Source organism: Aliiroseovarius lamellibrachiae, from assembly GCF_018599245.1.
GTDB classification, from domain to species: domain Bacteria; phylum Pseudomonadota; class Alphaproteobacteria; order Rhodobacterales; family Rhodobacteraceae; genus Aliiroseovarius; species Aliiroseovarius lamellibrachiae.
The window spans coordinates 22,745-42,111 of the sequence record NZ_JAHEVJ010000004.1 but is presented as its reverse complement, the minus strand read 5'-3'; the positions used below and the strand labels follow the sequence as shown (position 1 = coordinate 42,111).

The following is a 19,367-nucleotide window of genomic DNA, read 5'->3' as shown; positions in this document are numbered from 1 at the left end:
ATGGGGTTTCTGCTTTTTGCTGCGATCTACTTCTGTTTGGGGGGCTGGCTCGGCCTGTCACGTCTGAGCGTGGCAAAGGTGGTTCTGTCTGCTGTGATATTGCTGGCAATTGGTGCTTTCTTCATCGGAGGGCTGTCGGTGCTTTCAAAAACAGTGCTGAGTTTTGGGCCGGTGATCGGGTTTGCGGCAGCCTTGGGGCGAACAATTCGACACATGCGAAAAGGGCGTTAAGCAGATGAGTTTGGTATTGATCCTATCTTGCCTTTGGGTAATTGCGTCGAGCATCGTCGCGTTTTTGCCCATGCGGTCTCAATTTATCCCCGGATTGGCGCTTTTATTGGTGGCACCGCTGTTGATCATATGGATTGGCATGGTGCATGGCTGGATCTGGACTGGGGTTGCCATTCTTGCTCTGGCTTCCATGTTTCGCCGCCCCTTGTGGGCAGTGCTGCGTCAGATAAGGGCGGCCTCGTGACATTTTCACTGGTTCTCGCATGTCTATGGGTGATTGGCGCTGCCATTGCCGCGCTGTTTCCCTCGGGCGACAAGCACTGGAAAACGGCCTATGTTCTGGCGGCGGTGGGCTTGCCCCTGTGGCTCTTTATTGTCTATGAGAACGGGATCTGGGCCGGAGCGGTTACTGGTCTCGCCGGAGCGTTGGTTTTGCGCTGGCCGCTGATCTATTTCGGGCGTTGGCTGCGCCGTTTGGCAAAAGGAATATCCAATGGCTCTGCCTGATCAGATCGAAACCCGCGGGAGCCTAATGGCCGAAAAAGAGCTGGCCGGCCTGACGTGGTTGCGCGTTGGCGGCCCGGCGGAGTGGCTGTTTATGCCCGCAGATGAGGATGATCTGGCGACCTTCCTGTCCCAGCTTGATCCCGAGGTTCCGGTGTTTCCCATGGGCGTTGGGTCAAATCTGATCGTGCGCGATGGTGGCATTCGCGGTGTCGTCATTCGTATGGGACGGGGTTTCAACGCAATCGAAGTTCACGGCCAAAGGGTCACAGCGGGTGTCGCGGCGCTGGATGCGCATGTCGCGCGCAAAGCGGCTGAGGCAGGCGTGGACCTGACATTCCTGCGCACCATTCCGGGCGCAATTGGTGGCGCTGTGCGCATGAACGCCGGGTGCTATGGGTCTTATGTTGCTGATGTTTTTGTCAAAGCGCATGCGATCACGCGGTCAGGTGAGCGTGTGACACTGTCCGCGGATGACTTGAATTTTCAATATCGCCAAACCGACCTTCCAGAAGGTTGGGTGATCACGCGCGCGGAGTTTGAAGGGCCAACAGGGGCCCCGCAAACGCTGGCGGATCGGATGGCGGCACAACTGGCGAAACGCGATGAAACACAGCCCACAAAAGATCGCACAGCCGGCAGCACGTTTCGTAATCCGGCTGGGTTTAGCTCTACCGGACGCGCCGATGACAGCCATGAGCTTAAGGCCTGGAAAGTGATTGAAGATGCCGGACAGCGCGGCGCCACGCGGGGCGGGGCGCAGATGAATGTGATGCATTCCAATTTCCTGACCAATGTTGATGGGGCCACAGCGGATGACCTGGAAGGACTTGGGGAAGAGGTCAGAAAAAAGGTTTACGAACACAGCGGCATAAAGCTACAATGGGAAATTATGCGCGTGGGCGAACCGGCACCAAAATAAGCGGGCCACAACAAGCGCATGATAAAGGGATTGGGACACAATTCCGATCAATTCAAGGGGCGGTACAGCCTCATTTAAAGCAGATTAGGATCATAAGATCCGAAGTGGGACCAATTGGTCCGGGATACGAGGCACATGACGGGCAAGTCGAGCAGGACAGCCCCGAAAGTCGTGGTTTTATTTGGTGGCCCCTCAGCTGAACGCGAGGTGTCGTTAAGTTCCGGGTGTGAATGCGCCAAGGCTTTGCGGGAAGAAGGGTATGATGTGGTCGAGCTGGACGCTGGACCCGACCTTGTTGAACGCCTGAAAGAGATCAAACCTGATGTTGTGTTCAACGCGCTGCATGGCCGTTGGGGCGAAGATGGCTGTGTGCAGGGCGTGCTGGAGTGGTTGCAGATCCCCTACACCCATTCAGGCGTGCTTGCCTCAGCGATCGCGATGGACAAAGAACGCGCCAAAGATGTGTTTCGCGCGGCTGGCTTGCCGGTGATGGCATCGGTTCTGGCCGACCGCGAAGAGGTGAAGCGCCGCCATGTGATCGCGCCGCCTTATGTGGTGAAACCCTATAACGAAGGCAGCTCGGTCGGGATTTATATCGTCAACGAAGGCGCCAATAGCCCACCCAAACTGGCCGATACCATGCCGCAAACCGTCATGGTGGAAACCTACGCGCCGGGTCGTGAGATGACGACCGCCGTGAAGGACGACGTGGCCTTCGCCGTAACCGATATTCTGACCGATGGTTGGTACGATTATGACGCCAAATATGCTGATGGTGGATCGCGCCATGTAATCCCCGCAGATATTCCTGCTGAGATCGAGGCGGCCTGTCGTGATTACGCTGTGCGCGCCCATCAGGCGCTTGGGTGTCGCGGTGTCAGCCGTACCGACTTCCGCTGGGACGAAACGCGCGGGCTGGACGGGCTGATCCTGTTAGAGACCAATACGCAACCGGGCATGACACCGACGTCTTTGGTGCCAGAACAAGCCGCCCATAACGGCATGAGTTTCGGCGCGCTGTGTGCCTGGATGGTGGAGGACGCATCGTGCAACCGGTAGACCGCCAAACATATCGCGCGGTCGCCGCCCCCGCGCCAAAACAACAAGGGCCGCGCCGTGATCCCGCCCCATCGCGCATGGCCTATAAAGCACATCGACTTTGGCTAACACCCGTGTTTCGCGCCTTTTTGCGGGTCGGAGTACCTGTGTTTTTGGTCTTGCTTTTGACCGGTTGGTATTTTTCCAACCCCACCAATCGCTATGCCATTGGCGAAAAATTGACCGCGATGAAGCGCTCTGTCCAAGAGCGCCCAGAATTCATGGTGAAACTCATGGCGGTTGAAGGGGCGACGCCGATTGTCAGTGACGCGGTGCGCACCATCCTTCCTATTGATTTCCCGATTTCCTCCTTCGATCTTGACCTCGATGTCATGCGCAATGAGATCATGAAACTCGATGTTGTGGCTGAGGCCGAGTTGCGCATTCGGCCCGGCGGCGTTCTTGAAGTGGCAATTTCCGAGCGCGCTCCCGTGATCGTTTGGCGCACGGGAGAGCAGTTGGAGTTGTTGGACAACACCGGACACCGTGTGGCCAGTCTCACCGCGCGTTCGGCCCGTGCCGATCTTCCGTTGGTGGTGGGCGAGGGCGCGCAGGATGCCATAAAAGAAGCGTTGATGATCTTTGCCGCGGCCCGACCATTGGCGACACAATTGCGTGGCTTGGTGCGTGTTGGTGCGCGCCGTTGGGATGTTGTGTTGAAGGATGATCAGCGGATTTTACTGCCGGAAAATGCCCCGGTCGCCGCGTTGGAACAGATTTTGGCTTTGGATCAGGCGCAGGACCTTTTGGCGCGCGATCTGACAATTATTGACATGAGAAACCCTTTGCGACCGACGCTGCGTATGGCGGATCAAGCCACCGATGAACTGCGCCGGATCAAAGCTTTGGACCTTGGAGACACCTCACAATGAGCGATCTTTATGCCCAACAGCGCGCTATGCGCTCGATGCGACAAGCAGCCATGCAGCGTGGTGTGATTGCGATTTTGGATATTGGGACCGCAAAAATCGGCTGTCTGGTGCTGAGGTTTGATGGAACCAATCAGCATCGCGATGGCGACGGGGTCGGCAGCCTGGCCGGCCAAAGCGCCTTTCGGGTGATTGGCGCCGCCACCACCCGCTCGCGTGGGGTGCGTTTCGGCGAAATTGATGCGATGCAAGAAACCGAACGGGCCATTCGAACCGCGGTTCAAGCCGCCCAGAAAATGGCCAATGTCCGTGTAGACCACGTCATCGCTTGTTTGTCGGGGGCAAATCCACGGTCATACGGATTGGCCGGCGCGGTTGAGTTGAACGATCGTTCGGTGTCCGAAGATGATGTGGGCCGCGTCCTGGCCGCCTGTGATGTCCCGGACTTTGGGGCTGGGCGCGAGGTTCTTCATGCGCAACCCGTCAATTTCGCACTGGATCATCGGTCAGGCTTGTCTGATCCTCGTGGCCAAATGGGCAATCGGCTGGCGGTGGATATGCATCTGTTGACTGTCGACAGCGCCGTCATTCAGAACCTTTTATATTGCATCAAACGCTGCGATCTGGAACTCGCGGGGCTGGCCAGTTCAGCCTATGTTTCCGGGATTTCCGCATTGGTCGAAGATGAACGGGAATTGGGGGCCGCTTGCATTGATTTAGGTGGTGGTTCAACTGGCGTGTCCATCTTCATGAAAAAGCATATGATTTTTGCAGATTCGGTGCGCTTGGGGGGCGATCTCATTACCTCGGATATCGCGAAAGGCCTGCAAGTTCCCATGGCAACAGCCGAACGGATCAAGACCTTTTATGGCGGCGTTGTCGCCACAGGTATGGACGATCGCGAGATGATTGAAATTGGCGGAGACACGGGCGATTGGGAACGAGATCGCCGTACGGTTAGCCGAGCTGAGCTGATTGGTATCATTCGCCCGCGTGTCGAAGAAATTCTGGAAGAGGTGCGTCAATCGCTGGATGCGGCTGGTTTTGATCACTTGCCCAGCCAACAAATTGTGCTGACCGGCGGCGGAAGTCAAATTCCGGGGCTGGATGGGTTGGCGCCAAAAATCCTGGGTCAGCAAGTGCGCATCGGTCGCCCCCTGCGCGTTCAGGGTCTGCCACAGGCCGCAACCGGGGCGGGGTTTGCCTCGGCTGTTGGGTTGTGTTTGTTTGCCGCAAACCCGCAGGACGAGTGGTGGGATTTTGCAATTCCCGCAGAAAGCTACCCGGCCCGCAGTCTGAAACGCGCGATGAAATGGTTCAAAGACAACTGGTGATCCGCAATATCCTGTGTTCTTGGGCGAAATCCTGCTGATTATCCGGCGAATTTCACCATATTTTGTGCAAATATATCTTTTGGGGCGTGACGGAGCATCTGATTTCAGGCTATTGTGGCTGAAAAGAGGCAGTCAATCGGCGATTCACGCCGCAAAGGAACATAAGCTTGTGAACGGCCATAGAATGCCGCGCAGCTCACGCACTTAAGACAGGCGGACAGATCATGACATTGAACCTTACCATGCCAGGTCAGGAAGAATTGAAACCTCGTATCACGGTGTTTGGCGTGGGCGGTGCCGGTGGCAACGCAGTCAACAACATGATCGAAAAAGAACTCGAAGGTGTCGAGTTCGTAGTGGCCAACACTGACGCGCAAGCATTGCAGCATTCGCGATCAAAAGACCGCATCCAGATGGGTGTGAAAGTCACCGAAGGCCTTGGGGCCGGCGCGCGAGCATCGGTTGGGGCGGCGGCCGCTGAAGAAAGCATTGAACAGATCGTTGACCATCTGGCGGGGGCACATATGTGCTTTATCACCGCAGGTATGGGCGGGGGCACCGGCACCGGGGCCGCACCGATCATTGCGCAAGCTGCGCGCGAATTGGGTGTATTGACGGTGGGTGTTGTCACCAAGCCGTTCCAATTCGAAGGCGCTAAGCGCATGAAGCAGGCCGAAGACGGCGTTGAGCAGCTTCAGAAGATGGTTGACACATTGATCATCATTCCGAACCAGAACCTGTTCCGTTTGGCCAATGAAAAAACCACCTTCACCGAAGCCTTCTCGATGGCGGATGATGTTCTTTATCAAGGTGTTAAGGGTGTTACCGATCTTATGGTTCGTCCGGGCCTGATCAACCTCGACTTTGCTGATGTGCGCGCCGTAATGGACGAAATGGGCAAGGCGATGATGGGCACCGGCGAGGCTGAAGGCGAAGATCGCGCCGTTCAAGCGGCCGAAAAAGCCATTGCCAACCCGCTGCTGGACGAAATTTCCCTGCGTGGGGCCAAAGGCGTGTTGATCAACATCACTGGTGGTTACGATTTGACCCTGTTTGAATTGGACGAAGCGGCCAACCGTATCCGCGAAGAAGTGGATCAGGACGCTAATATCATCGTCGGCTCAACGCTGGACAACGGCATGGAAGGCGCAATGCGCGTGTCTGTCGTTGCCACAGGGATTGACGCAACCGAAGTGGTGATGGATGTGCCTGTCCCACGCCGTCGTTTGTCTGAACCATTGCAAGCCCCATTGGTGGTTGAGGAGAAATTCGAAGCACATGTTGAGGCCGTTGTCGCTGCTTCTAATCCATCTTCGGAAACCCCGATCGAGCCTTCTTTGTTTGGCGAGGATCTGAACGCAACAACCGCTGCAGCAGAAGAGCAGGGCGAGAATGTATTTCCAGCCGAACATGCCGGCGGCGATTTGCCTCCGCCCGCGTATCAGCCACAAATGCAGCAAGAACAGCCAGCGCCAATGGACAACCGCTTCGAGCAAGAGCCTGAAGTTGCACAATTTGTTGCACCCAAAGCCCCTGCGCCTGGCACCCCATCGCCAGAAGCTTTGGCCCGTTTGCAGGCGGCTGTACATAATCAGCCACGCGCGCAAGCCCAACAGCCAGCGCAACAGCCGGCGCAACAGCAGTATGTTGCACAACAGTCAGCCGCCGCATCCCATCACCCAGCTGCGGATAAACCGCGCTTTGGAATCAACTCGTTGATCAATCGGATGACCGGGGCTGGTGCCGCAGAAGATCATGCCGCACGCACGCAGCCTTCCGTTCAGGCGCCAGCGCAGCACGAGGCACCTGTTCAACATCAAGCACAATCCCCTGCGATGGATGCTGAACAAGAAAAAGTCGAAATTCCGGCTTTCCTGCGCCGCCAGGCAAACTAAGGTCAAAACCTTCGGCAAAACACTGCCGAGTTTGAGGTGATCATTATCGAAACGGCCATCCTTTGGGTGGCCGTTTTCTGTTTTCTTTCAGGGGGATAAAGAGGGATCTTTATGTTGTTCCGCGTGGTGTTTTATCATGTTTCAAACCGTTACAAATGTTTGAGTTGTGATGCGAGAACCATAAGGCTACCCCTTTGATCACCGGGAAAGGCACCCGGACGCCACAAATGAGGCACTTTGTGCAGACCACGATCTCGAGCCCAGTTACATTCACCGGTACCGGATTGCATTCCGGTCGTCCGGTGCGGATGACCATCAATCCAGCTTCAGCCGAATACGGGATTTGGTTCAAACGTGTCGATATCGAAGGTCGCGACAATATGATCCCAGCCCATTGGGCATCGGTGGTTCCCTCGCGCTTGTGTACCTTGGTTCGCAATGACGCCAATGTCGAGGTATCCACGATTGAGCATATCATGGCGGCGCTTATTGGATGTGGCATTCACAATGCTTTGGTTGAGATTGATGGGCCAGAAGTCCCAATCATGGACGGAAGTGCGGCGCGGTTTGTTGAGGGGTTTATCCGGGCGGGGGTGCGCGAATTGGCGGACCCTGTGCGGATGATCGAGCTGCTGGCGCCGGTTGAATTTGCCGAAGATGACGCCTGGGCGCGATTGGAACCCGCTGACGGTTTCTTGATCGATTTCCATATTTCTTTTCCTGATCAAGCGATCGGGACGCAAAACAAAAGCCTCGATATGTCGAATGGCAATTTTGTTCGCGAGTTGTCAGATTGCCGGACGTTCTGTCGTCAAGCCGATGTTGATGCGATGCAGGCCAATGGGTTGGCCTTGGGGGGCATCCCTGGCGAAAATGCTGTCGTCGTTGACGGCGACCATGTGGTAAGCCCCGGGGGCTTGCGTCGTGTAGACGAGGCGGTACGCCATAAAATGCTTGATGCACTTGGGGATTTGGCGCTGGCTGGCGCCCCTTTGAAAGCCCGGTATGTAGGCCATAAGGCTGGCCACGCGATGACCAACAAATTGTTGCGTGCGCTCTTTGATCAGCCCGATGCCTGGCGGTTGGTGACTTGTGATGATGCCACTGCGCGTCACTTGCCCGGTGTGGGCGTTCGTCGGTCTGACCTTCCGCTGACCGCATAACCCGCCCCAACATCGCCCGTTTTGCTCTTATGATCGTTTCTGATCGGCGACAACTCGCGAAAAACCACGCCAAGGGCATTTTGCACCGAAAAGAACTGTGCTAGGACAAGCGAAACAGGCATGCTAACTGTGTGACCTGAAAAGATGAATTATGGGATGGGCACCGGCCATGATCCGCGTCAATCTGACAAAAAAAGTGACGACCGTACTCGTGGCGGGGCTTTTGGTCTCGGCATGTTCTGGCGGCAGCGGGAGCGTCGGCTCTGGGTCGTTTAGCGGCGGCAATGGGGGGGGGCTGTTCGGCGGCGTTTTCTCTGATCCGGTTGAACAAAAGCCCATTGAAGAATGGACCGCGGAACAGATTTTCAAGCGCGGCGAATATGATCTGGAAAATAGTAAACCGGACAAAGCGGCCAAGTGGTTTGGTGAGGTTGAGCGCCTTTACCCCTATTCCGCATGGGCCAAGCGCGCCTTGATCATGCAGGCGTTCGCCTTTCACAAAGACAAAGACTATGAACAATCGCGTGCAACGGCACAGCGGTTCATTGATGTTTACCCGGCCGATGAGGATGCGGCCTATGCGCAATACCTCTTGGCGCTCAGCTTCTACGATCAGATCGACGAAGTGGGCCGGGATCAGGGGCTGACCTTTCAGGCGCTGCAAGCGTTGCGTGCGGTGATCGAGCTTTACCCCGACACCGAATATGCGCGTTCGGCGATTCTTAAATTTGATCTCGCATTTGATCACCTTGCGGGCAAAGAGATGGAAATCGGCCGTTATTACCTGAAACGCAAACATTACACAGCGTCGATCAATCGATTCCGTGTGGTGGTTGAAAAGTTCCAGACCACCAGCCATGTGGCGGAGGCGTTGCATCGTTTGGTCGAAAGCTATCTTGCACTTGGCTTGACGGATGAGGCCCAAACCGCCGGGGCCATCTTGGGGCATAACTTCCAATCGACCCCATGGTATCAAGACAGCTATCGGTTGTTGACGAATGCGGGGCTGGAACCCAAAGCCAAAGGCGACAATTGGCTGGCAAGTGTTTATCGTCAGCTGATCAAGGGCGACTGGCTGTAAGCCTGTTCGATCCGGTTTGGGGGCAGAATGCTGCGTGGTCTTGAAATCCGAGATCTGTTGATCATTGATCGTCTGGAGCTAGAGTTTCAGCCGGGATTGAATGTGTTGACCGGGGAAACCGGGGCCGGAAAATCCATCCTCTTGGACAGTCTTGGGTTTGTTCTGGGCTGGCGCGGACGTGCCGATTTGGTTCGTACCGGGGCGGAACAGGGTGAGGTTACCGCTGTGTTTGATCTTGCGGCGGACCATCCGGCGCGCGCCGTGTTGGAGGACGCAGGCATTGAGGCAGAGGACGAGCTGATTCTGCGCCGTATCAATCGTGCAGACGGGCGAAAAACGGCTTGGGTGAATGATCGGCGCGCGTCGGGCGATGTGTTGCGCGCCTTATCAGACACTTTGATCGAGCTTCATGGTCAACAAGATGACCGTGGATTGCTGAACCCACGCGTGCATCGCCAGCTTTTGGACAGTTTTGGTGGGATGTCAGGCTTGGTCGACCGGTCGCATTTGGCTTGGAAAGGTCTGGCATCGGCGCGCAAAGCTTTGGCCCAAGCCCAAGATGCTTTGGCGGCGGCTCAGGCTGAAGAGGAATTCCTGCGCCATGCGGTCGGTGAGTTGGATAAACTCGACCCGCAACCGGGTGAAGAGGGCGCGTTGGATGCGCGTCGACGTTTGATGCAATCGGCTGAGCGGATTGGTGAAGACATCACCAAAGCACATCAGGCGTTGGGCCATGGTGAAGGGGCCGAAGGGCGGATGGGGGATGCGCTACGCTGGCTTGAGGGCGCGCTTGCGCAATCTGACGGGGCGCTTGAGGCGCCGATTTCTGCGCTCGGGCGGGCAATGGTTGAATTGGGCGAGGCTGTGCAGGGCGTTGAGACCGCTCTCGACCGGCTTTCATTTAATCCACATGAGCTTGAAGAAGCTGAAGAGCGGTTGTTCGCCATTCGGGGATTGGCGCGAAAGCACAATGTGCAACCGGATGAGCTGGGCGATTTTGCGCAGGAATTGCGCGGACGGCTGAAGGCATTGGATGCGGGTGCAGGGCAAATCGAAACCCTTCAGGGGTTTGTAACGGAAGCCGAACAGGTTTATGCGATTGCCACGCAAGCCCTCACCAAAGCCCGAAAAAAAGCAGCCGCCGCGTTGGATGCGGCAATGGGGGCCGAGCTTGCGCCGCTGAAGATGGAGCGTGCGGTTTTCACGACATTGGTTGAACCAAGTGAGGCGGGGCCAGATGGGGCCGATGCGGTGACCTTTACCGTTGCGACCAACCCGGGTGCGCCCTCTGGCCCGCTTAATAAAATTGCATCTGGCGGCGAGTTGAGCCGGTTCCTGTTGGCATTAAAGGTCTGTTTGACCCGCGATGCCCAAGGGGTGACGATGATTTTTGATGAAATCGATCGTGGCGTTGGCGGGGCGACGGCCGACGCGGTTGGGCGGCGTTTGAAATCGCTCTCAGACGGGGGGCAGGTTCTGGTGGTCACACATAGTCCGCAAGTTGCGGCATTGGGGGGGCATCACTGGCGGGTTCAAAAGGCCGTCACCAACGGTATCACGCTTTCAACCGTGGTGTCATTGGACGCAAGTGAGCGTGTCGATGAATTGGCCCGTATGATTTCTGGTGACACGGTGTCGGATGCGGCGCGTGAGGCCGCGAAAGAACTTCTGAACGGCTAATCACCCTTATTCGTGCCGAAGGGCTAATAAGGCTCTTTATAGCTGTCGCAGGCAGCTAATTTGATGGGCGCACGAGCTTTCCAGGGTTCAGTATGCCTTTGGGGTCCAAGGCGCGTTTAATGTCGCCCATGACACCCCACGCGGCCCCGTGTTCCGCATCCATCAAGCCAAGTTTCCCCATGCCCACGCCGTGCTCGCCGGTAATGGTTCCACCAAGCGCCAAGGCGCGTTTGCTCATTTTCTCCGCGAGCGATTTCGCGATGGCCATTTCATCGGAATTGCCGTCTTCTAACAGCAAAATAGCATGGAAGTTACCGTCCCCGACATGGCCCAAAATGGGGCCAATTAGACCAGATGCTGCAATGTCAGCGCGTGTTTCTTCGACGGCTTGGGCCAGTTTGGAGATGGGAACGCAAATATCGGTGACCATGGAACGCGCGGCGGGCCGCAACCCAAGCACCGCATAAAACGCACTATGTCGGATCTTCCACAACCGGTTGCGGTCTTCTGTTTTTGTTGCGCTTTCAAAGCTGGTCGCGCCAAAATCTTCTGCGACCTGCCCGAATTCTTCGGCTGCCTCAGCAACCATGCCAGACGTGCCGTGAAACTCGACCAGCAAGTGGGGGCATATTGGCAAGGCAATGCCCGAATAGGCATTGATGGCACGGGTGCTGTCTTCATCCAGAAATTCAATCCGCGAGACCGGGATGCCCATTTGGATCACCTGCTGAACCGTGGCCACGGCCGAGGCTAGGTCAGGAAACGCGCAAACCCCGGCGCTTATCGCCTCTGGTGTCCCATGAAGGCGCAGGGTCAACTGGGTGATAATCCCCAAGGTGCCTTCCGCACCAAGCATCAATGCGGTCAAATCATAACCGGATGCAGATTTTGCGGCGCGCGATCCGGTCGTAATAATACGGCCATCTGCCAGCACGACGGTCAGGCCCAGCACATTGTCGCGCATTGACCCATACCGGACGGTGGTGGTGCCAGAGGCCCGGGTAGAGGCCATACCGCCGATTGTGGCATTTGCCCCTGGATCCACAGGGAAAAACAACCCCGTCGCGCGAAGTTCTTCGTTCAACGCCTCACGCGTAAGCCCTGGTTCAACCACGGCGATCATGTCCCCGGGGTCCACCGAAACCAACGCAGACATGCGGGTCATATCCAAAGAGACGCCCCCCCGTAGGGGGAGTGTATGCCCCTCAAGTGAGGTTCCCGCCCCAAACGCCGTGACCGCCACACCGAAGCTGTGACAAAGCGACAGGATCCGAGACACCTCTTCGGTGTTCTCCGGCCACACCACCAGTTCTGGCAGAGTTTCGGCAAAATGGGTTTCTGATCCGCCATGTTGTTCCAGATCAGACTTGGAGCGGCTCACGCGATCGCCTAGAAACGATGTGAGCTCGGCATAAACGGTGTTGATGGACATCCATCATCTCCTAGACAGCAGCCGAGACAGATTAGCCTGAATGGGCATGCGGGAAAAGGGTCGGGCGAAGTTTTGATAATCTTTAATCAAACAAAATTGTTTATTATCCGTGCATTAAAGGCTCGTGTTCAGGTATTGTCTACGGGCTGGAAACTGTTGATCCAAAAAGGGCCGTCACAGCTTCAGTTTTGGTTGATTGCATTGGTTATTGGCATCGCCTCCGGTGGTGCTGCGTTGGCGTTTCGGAAGGGAATCGAGTGGCTTCAAGCCTCACTCTACGGAACCAATGACCTCGCGCATCTCCATAGCTTTGCCTCTACCTTGCCATGGTACTGGATTTTGATGCTGCCTGCTATTGGCGGCTTGGTTGTTGGGGGCATCTTGAATTGGTTTACACCAGACGGGCGGGTGCGGTCTGTGGCGGATGTGATTGAAGGGGCTGCGCTGTGGGAAGGGCGGGTTGAAAAACGCGCGGGCCTTGGGTCGGCGCTGGCCTCGCTGATCACACTTTCGACCGGCGGCTCAACGGGACGTGAGGGGCCAGTGGTGCACGTGGCTGCGGTGATGTCAAGTTGGATCGCCAACCGGATCAACGCCAATGGGATCACCGGGCGCGATTTGTTGGGCTGTGCTGTGGCGGCGGCCGTGTCAGCCAGCTTTAATGCACCTATCGCCGGGGCCTTATTCGCGCTCGAGGTGGTGCTTCGCCATTTCGCGGTACACGCCTTTGCCCCGATTGCTATTGCGGCGGTCGCGGGCACGGTGATCAACCGGCTGGAATACGGCGGTATGACGGAGTTTGTCTTGCCGCTTGAAGGCAGTTTGGCGTTTTATGTCGAGCTGCCCGCCTTTCTGATGCTCGGTATCCTAAGCGGTCTTGTGGCCGTGGTTTTGATGAAGTCGATATTTTGGGCAGATGATATTGGCACTCAACTTCAGGAAAAAATAAGACTTCCCAAGCTGTTACGCCCTGCGCTTGCGGGGCTGATGTTGGGGGGATTGGCGATTTTCTTCCCGCATATTATCGGTGTTGGATACGAAACCACCTCACTTGCACTCACGGGGAAGCTGGTGTTGCATGAACTCGTGGTGTTCGCTGTGATAAAGGTGATAGCGGTGTCGATTACCATGGCGGGGCGTATGGGCGGCGGGGTGTTTTCGCCTGCTTTGATGGTCGGGGCGTTGACCGGTCTGGCCTTTGGTATAATCGCAACCGCGGTGTTCCCCAATGTCTCTGGGTCAGAGACACTTTACGCGCTTGCGGGCATGGGCGCGGTTGCCGCGGCGGTCCTGGGGGCGCCCATTTCCACCACCTTGATCGTCTTTGAACTGACCGGAGACTGGCAGACCGGTATCGCGGTGATGAGTGCGGTATCTTTATCCACGGCCCTGTCCAGCAGGCTTGTTGATCGTTCCTTTTTCCTCACCCAATTGGAACGCCGCAATATTCACCTTGCAGCCGGTCCGCAGGCCTATTTGCTGTCGATGGTCCGGGTCGTGTCGGTGATGCGCGACATTGATGGCGGTCGCGCACCGGATGCCGCCTATTGTTGGGAACTGATAGAGCAGGGTATTTATGTCGATGGAAACACAACATTAGAAGTTGTCATGCCGATCTTTGAAACATCTGGCAGCACGTTTATCCCGGTTGTGACGCTGGGCGGTGAGGGCGATGCGCCAGAGCTTTGGGGGGTTATCTATCAGGTCGATGCGCTAAAGGCGTTTAACAAAGCACTGGCGGCAACCGCACATGAAGAGCATTCTTAGCCAAGGTGCACAGAGGGTTTTGATGGTCCGTGCTGTCGGGCTGTCCTGACAGATTTATTTCCCCGTCGCCCCGGTGAGCGCACGGGTCAAAGCGCAAAACTCCTCAAGCCCGATTTCTTCGGCCCGGCAAGTGGGTTTGATCCCTACAGATGTGAGGATGTCGATAATATCGGGGCTAAGCCCCTTTAATGAGGCGCGCAACATTTTTCGTCGTTGATTAAAAGCTGTCGCAACAACCATCTGAAGTTTTTTGCCATCCGCTTCAAACCGGGGTTCCGGTAGGGCCTCAAGATGAACGACGGCGGATCTGATTTTGGGTGGCGGGGTGAAGGCCTCTGGGGCAAGCTCCATCACAATGCGCGGATCGGCCCGCCATTGTGCCAGTACTGCCAGACGGCCGTAGGCCTTTGAGCCGGGCTTGGCGACAATGCGTTCAGCCACTTCTTTTTGGAACATCAAGGTCAGGCTTGACCAAGCGGGGGGCCAGGATTTTGGCGTCAACCAACGCACCAAAAGCTCGGTGCCGACATTATAGGGCAGGTTTGATACAATGCGCACCGGGGCTGTCAGATGTTCAAGCGGATCAAGCTCCAACGCGTCGGCATTGATCACCTCAAGTCGGCCGGGATAGGCGGCTTGGATTTCCGCAAGCGGCGCCATCGCCCGGCTGTCTTTTTCAACGGCCAGCACTTTGCGCGCCCCTTCTGCCAAGAGACCGCGGGTCAATCCTCCAGGGCCGGGGCCGACCTCCAGCACATCGCATTCTGTCAGATCCCCAGCCTGCCGTGCAATTTTGGCGGTTAGATTAAGATCAAGCAGGAAGTTCTGTCCGAGGGATTTTTTCGCCACGAGGTCGTGGGTTTCAATCACTTCGCGCAATGGCGGAAGATTGTCGATTTGGCTCATGCGGGGGTTCCATTTCTAGCTTGTGCCATCTGCCAGGCCATCCGCAAGGCCGCGATCAGCGAGCTGGGGTCCGCCTTGCCCTGACCGGCAATGTCAAAGGCGGTGCCATGGTCCGGTGACGTGCGCACAAAGGGCAGGCCCAATGTGACATTGACCCCACCTGCGAAATCAATGGTCTTAATCGGAATCAGGGCCTGATCATGATACATGCAAATCGCGGCATCATACCCGGCGCGTGCTTTTGCATGGAACATTGTGTCTGCGGATTGTGGGCCGAGAATGCTAAAACCTTCTGCGCGCAGTTTGTCCAGAAGGGGGGAAATCATATCTATTTCTTCCTGTCCCATCGCGCCGCCTTCGCCCGCATGGGGGTTTAATCCGGCCACTGACAGGCGCGGGTTAGAGATGCCGAAATCTTGGATGAGGGCGGCTTGGGTGGTGCGGATGACTTGCTCCAGCCCAGTTTGCGTCAATTGTTTGGGAACGTCGTTCAGGGCAATGTGAATGGTGGCGGGCACCACGCGCAGCGCGTCACACGCCAGCATCATGACAACATCAGCCCCACCTGCCAAATGCGCCAAATATTCAGTGTGGCCCGGAAAGGGAAACCCGGCCCCAACCTTCAGGGCTTTTTTATGGATCGGGTTGGTGCACACCGCCGAGGCCGTCCCAGACAGGGTCAAATCAACGGCCCGCGCAATCACGTCGATGACATGTTGGGCATGCGTGGGATTGGGGGTGCCGGGGGTGCGCTTTGGGCCGAAAGCATGTGGCAACACAGGTAAACTGCTTGCGGAAATGGCCTCATGAGGCGCTTGGATCGGCGTAAAATCGGTCCCGTCTGGCAGGTGGTTAGGATCCCCGATCACGAAGAACGGGACCGTGCCGTTCAGATCGTGAAAAGCTGGTGCAACCAATTCGGGCCCAATCCCTGCGGGTTCCCCAATCGTCAGAGCAATCGGCGCGACCGTCGACTGAGAGGTCATTGCTGAGTGTAATCTTCGATAAAGGCCGCGGCGCGCAGTTCCTCGAGGTAGCTTTTTGCGTAAGATTGAAGGCGCTGATTTTGCAGCTGTGCCTTAATCTGATCCCGGCTTACTTCTTCCGGCAATTCACTGCTTCGGGCGCATAACATCAAGAAGACAAGGTTCTGACCGGAGGGCGACACCAAAGCGGTGGAGCTTTCACCCGGATCCATTTTGGCCAACTCAATCGCATAATCATTCGGAAGCTCGCCAACTGGGCGGTTTTCCCGAACCAATTGTTCCACCGGCTGACCTTGCGCCACGGCATATAGATCATCACAAGTGTCGATCTTGGCGCGAATTGTTGCCGCTTTGCCAAGGGTTTCTGGGGTTTTTCCACCAGGGATGAGATATGTCGCATAGTCGACACTGACATTTTCCGGCGCCGGTCCTTCAAATTCCTCCAAGGCGCGCATCTGGAAAAATGCAATGCCACCGTTCACTGGAAGTGGGTCGGTGACCTCGCCAGGCGCAAGCGCAATGATCTGTGCGGCGATGGCAGGGGGAAGGTTGGACAGGTCCATCCAATCCAGACGTCCCGAGCGCCCTTTCGACGGCGACGCGGAATAACGCCGCGCTGCTGCGGCAAAGGCGGGCAACGTTGTAATTTGCGCGATTTCAGTTGAGCGTGCCGATGAGGCGGCCTGGGCCTGCGGCGTGTTTGCGGGCAAAATAATCTCTGACAACAACACGCGCACAGCTGACGAAGATCCAGTTTGTGCCAATCGACGATCCACATCTTCTTCGGTGATGTTGATGCGCCCGCGGAAGCGTTCCCGCACCACGTTTCGCCAAATCAGCCCCGCGGCCACAAAGTCACGAAAGGTTTCGATGGCAACCCCGCCTTGTGCGATCGCGACCTGAAACTTCTCGACGGTCAGGTTGAACCGGGCGGTGAATTCCTCCATCCCGGTTTGTAATTCTTCGTCGGAGATGGTGACGCCTAGCTGTTTTGCGATGCCGCGTTGCAGTGCTTCATTCGTCAATTGCTCGCGGGCCAGAATTTGTGGATCGCCAGGGGCACGCAGCAACGTCAGATATGCCGCGCGCTGTGACAGTTCATATGCGGTGATCACCCGGTCATTGACCTTTGCAATTGGGGCAAACAGGTTTTGTGCCTGCGCCGGTGATCCCAACAGCAACACACCTAGAGAAAGCGCGCCAACACAATGGGTCAGTGTCTTTTTGGCGGTGGTAAAAGCCCGTGTCATATTGGTCCTGCTCATCTGTTTATCCGTCGCAGTCAGTTCGCGTCTTGGCGCATATTGCACCGAATAGGCGGGACGATGCTAGCCCCAAGATATTCGCGTATTATTGGGGCGCTCATTGTGCACATTGCCGCGCTTTGCCGCGCGTCGAGCCGCCGAACCCCATCAGTTCTACCTGCAAGCCGACATCGGTTGTTGGCTTAACATTAGTTGATGCGGTAAAGCGGCGCGAGAGGGAAAAATCGACCTTCACGCACTCATTGCTGTATTGAATGCCAAGTTTTCCGCGTGTGGCCTGATGCGCTTCAATATCGAAATCTCCATTGGCGCTGATCCGCCAGAAGTCGTTGATTTGATAGGCACCATCTAAACGCAGCTCGTGGATTTTGTCGGCGCGACCCTCTTGAGGATCTGCAACAACCCAAAGATGGGCGGCGCCCAGTTGCCATGTGTCGCTAAGATACGCAATGCGGCTTTCCGTTTTTGCGATGTTAAAATTGTCATCGACCAAAGCACGCCCTTGCATCGCGAACTGACTGCCAAACTGAATTTGCCCCGCAATCAACCAATTTGACTGATCACCAGACAGGCCAGACGCGTTCGAGAAATTTTCTGCACCGTCAAACCGAAACACCCGACCTGCGGCTAAGGTCATGCCCCAACCCGAAGGGCTGGTGCGCGTCCATTTCACACCCAGGTTGGCACGCGCGCCGTCTTCAATGGCATCAAATCCGGGATAGCGAGACAGCGAAAACAAATTGGCCTCGTCAAACTCGACAAATGTGCTGTCTTCATTCGGAATGCTCGCGCCTGCGTTTTTGCTCCAAACCAGTTGAGCGACGGGTTCAATTACATCCAGCGTTCCGTTCGCTGCGACACGCGAAAAGGGCCAGCGCAACGTTACCGCAGCGGAGGGCGTAATAAAGCTTTGTTCGGTATCATAGTTGCTGTCTTGCTCAATCCAATAAAGCCCAGATTGCGCGGCGGTTTCAACTTTCACAATCGCCCCGCCATCCAACTGCCAATCTCGTTGCCAATCAAACGAGGCGCCAAGACGCGTCACATCGCGCCCCAACTGATCCTCGCTGCTTTCGCGAAAATAGCTTTGTGCCGACAATTGGTAGCTTGCGATGCCACCAACCCAACCGGGCACCCAGCGTCTTTCATAAAGAAGATCGGCTTGGGCAAAGGGCAATTGATCCGAAATCGGAATTTCATCTGCGCGCAGAGTTTCATGGCGCGTGAGGCCCGCAAAGATAAACTCGTCTCGGCGCGCACGGGTGATTGCAATGGCGCTGCGCAGTTGGTCTTCATCAGAGTAGCCATAATCGAGCAAATATCCGGGGTCCGACACATCTTGCAGCTGAAACTTCAACTTGAAATCCAGAGGAAGCGCAAATGTCCCTTCACCAAAGACATAAAACCGTTTTTCACCAGGCAGGATGCTGTCATCGCTGATCGCACCACGAAATGTCAGATCCCCGGAGCGAAAGGCATGCCGATATCGCCATTCGAGTGTTCTAGATTTTGTTGCAACAAACGGTGATAAGGTAAGATCCGCATGATCGCCAAGGCGGATGAAAAATGGCACGAGAAGGCCGGTGCCAAAGGCCGAGTTGGTGCGTATTTTGGGGGCAAGAAGCCCCGTCGCGCGGGTCAAGGTCGGGTCAGGCATGCGCAGGCGCGGCAGGAAAAAGACGGGCACATCGGCAATGCGGAATTGAGCATTGTGAAAATAGATAAACCGTTCTTGCTGGTCGTGGACCACGCGTTCTGCCCGAATTTGCCACAAGGGAACGGGATGTTTGGCACAGACCTGGCACGAGGAGGCCACGACTTTGTTCATCTGGGTATAGCGCCCTTGGATGCGATTAATCTCAACAGCCGCGATCTGTAGCTGTTGGTTCAGAACCAAACGAGCGGATTGTAAGATTCCATTGCGGAGATCGCCGGACAGTTCAGCCGCACTGGCAAAAATAACCTGATCATCACCATCCTGAAGGACAATAGGCCCCTCGATCATCAACTTGTCACCTTGTTGATCATACCGAACGCTGGACGCGGTCAATGATTTTCCGCCGAAGTAGATCAGAACATTGCCCTGCGCCAAAACGCCGGAATTCCCTAACACCTGCACTTTGTCTGCAACCAAGGTTGCCATCGACGATTGTGTCGAGGTGCTTTGCGCAAACGCAGAAGAAGAGGGCAAGAGTGGAACAAAGGCTGTGAGCAAAGCAATGCTCAATACATGC

Annotated in this window: 17 protein-coding genes; 12 read left to right on the top strand and 5 right to left on the bottom strand. The window is 56.1% G+C overall.

Annotated elements, in window-relative coordinates; all coding sequences use genetic code 11:
• The 11 genes from KKW20_RS08055 (at position 1) to recN (ending at position 10,777) form a co-directional block, all read left to right on the top strand.
• Positions 1-231, top strand: a complete 231-nt coding sequence (locus tag KKW20_RS08055) for a hypothetical protein (protein ID WP_214567372.1) — start codon at positions 1-3, stop codon at positions 229-231.
• Positions 232-235: 4 nt separating this feature from the next.
• Positions 236-475: a DUF2484 family protein gene (locus KKW20_RS08050; RefSeq protein ID WP_214567371.1), complete on the top strand. Its 240-nt coding sequence runs from the start codon at positions 236-238 to the stop codon at positions 473-475.
• Entirely contained in the window at positions 472-738 is a 267-nt protein-coding gene (locus tag KKW20_RS08045) for a DUF2484 family protein (protein ID WP_214567370.1), read from the top strand. Before KKW20_RS08050 ends, KKW20_RS08045 begins: the two co-directional genes overlap by 4 nt.
• Positions 725-1,657, top strand: coding sequence for a UDP-N-acetylmuramate dehydrogenase (gene murB, locus KKW20_RS08040; RefSeq protein WP_214567369.1), 933 nt, complete (start codon positions 725-727; stop codon positions 1,655-1,657). Before KKW20_RS08045 ends, murB begins: the two co-directional genes overlap by 14 nt.
• A gap of 135 nt (positions 1,658-1,792) precedes the next feature.
• Entirely contained in the window at positions 1,793-2,716 is a 924-nt protein-coding gene (locus tag KKW20_RS08035) for a D-alanine--D-alanine ligase (protein ID WP_214567368.1), read from the top strand.
• A complete protein-coding gene (locus tag KKW20_RS08030) occupies positions 2,704-3,627 on the top strand; it encodes a cell division protein FtsQ/DivIB (protein ID WP_343207565.1) in 924 nt (307 codons plus the stop codon). The genes KKW20_RS08035 and KKW20_RS08030 overlap by 13 nt, the downstream gene beginning before the upstream one ends.
• Positions 3,624-4,958 (top strand): cell division protein FtsA, encoded by a 1,335-nt coding sequence (gene ftsA, locus KKW20_RS08025; protein ID WP_214567367.1) that lies wholly within the window; start codon positions 3,624-3,626, stop codon positions 4,956-4,958. The genes KKW20_RS08030 and ftsA overlap by 4 nt, the downstream gene beginning before the upstream one ends.
• Positions 4,959-5,182: 224 nt before the next feature.
• Positions 5,183-6,853, top strand: a complete 1,671-nt coding sequence (gene ftsZ, locus KKW20_RS08020; RefSeq protein ID WP_214567366.1) for a cell division protein FtsZ — start codon at positions 5,183-5,185, stop codon at positions 6,851-6,853.
• Between the two features lie 239 nt (positions 6,854-7,092).
• The gene (lpxC, locus tag KKW20_RS08015) at positions 7,093-8,016 is read left to right on the top strand and encodes a UDP-3-O-acyl-N-acetylglucosamine deacetylase (RefSeq protein ID WP_214567365.1); all 924 of its coding nucleotides are present in this window, start codon (positions 7,093-7,095) and stop codon (positions 8,014-8,016) included.
• A 169-nt stretch (positions 8,017-8,185) separates the two neighbouring features.
• Positions 8,186-9,097 (top strand): outer membrane protein assembly factor BamD, encoded by a 912-nt coding sequence (locus tag KKW20_RS08010; RefSeq protein WP_214567644.1) that lies wholly within the window; start codon positions 8,186-8,188, stop codon positions 9,095-9,097.
• Positions 9,098-9,124: 27 nt separating this feature from the next.
• Positions 9,125-10,777 carry a DNA repair protein RecN gene (gene recN / locus KKW20_RS08005; protein ID WP_214567364.1) on the top strand — a complete coding sequence of 551 codons (1,653 nt, stop codon included), beginning with the start codon at positions 9,125-9,127 and terminating at the stop codon, positions 10,775-10,777.
• 55 nt (positions 10,778-10,832) lie between these two features.
• Here the strand turns inward: recN and KKW20_RS08000 are convergent, their stop codons facing one another.
• Positions 10,833-12,209, bottom strand: coding sequence for an FAD-binding oxidoreductase (locus KKW20_RS08000; protein ID WP_214567363.1), 1,377 nt, complete (start codon positions 12,207-12,209; stop codon positions 10,833-10,835).
• A 105-nt stretch (positions 12,210-12,314) separates the two neighbouring features.
• Between KKW20_RS08000 and KKW20_RS07995 the strand changes: the two genes are divergently transcribed.
• Positions 12,315-13,976, top strand: coding sequence for a chloride channel protein (locus KKW20_RS07995; protein ID WP_425514263.1), 1,662 nt, complete (start codon positions 12,315-12,317; stop codon positions 13,974-13,976).
• 54 nt (positions 13,977-14,030) lie between these two features.
• Here the strand turns inward: KKW20_RS07995 and rsmA are convergent, their stop codons facing one another.
• The 4 genes from rsmA to KKW20_RS07975 form a co-directional block, all read right to left on the bottom strand.
• Positions 14,031-14,882 carry a 16S rRNA (adenine(1518)-N(6)/adenine(1519)-N(6))-dimethyltransferase RsmA gene (gene rsmA, locus KKW20_RS07990; protein WP_214567362.1) on the bottom strand — a complete coding sequence of 284 codons (852 nt, stop codon included), beginning with the start codon at positions 14,880-14,882 and terminating at the stop codon, positions 14,031-14,033.
• Positions 14,879-15,868 carry a 4-hydroxythreonine-4-phosphate dehydrogenase PdxA gene (gene pdxA, locus KKW20_RS07985; RefSeq protein ID WP_214567361.1) on the bottom strand — a complete coding sequence of 330 codons (990 nt, stop codon included), beginning with the start codon at positions 15,866-15,868 and terminating at the stop codon, positions 14,879-14,881. The genes rsmA and pdxA overlap by 4 nt, the downstream gene beginning before the upstream one ends.
• On the bottom strand, positions 15,865-17,133 hold the full coding sequence (locus tag KKW20_RS07980; protein ID WP_246534511.1) for a peptidylprolyl isomerase: 1,269 nt from the start codon (positions 17,131-17,133) through the stop codon (positions 15,865-15,867). The genes pdxA and KKW20_RS07980 overlap by 4 nt, the downstream gene beginning before the upstream one ends.
• 97 nt (positions 17,134-17,230) lie before the next feature.
• Positions 17,231-19,276, bottom strand: coding sequence for an LPS-assembly protein LptD (locus KKW20_RS07975; RefSeq protein ID WP_214567360.1), 2,046 nt, complete (start codon positions 19,274-19,276; stop codon positions 17,231-17,233).
• Positions 19,277-19,367: the final 91 nt, after the last annotated feature.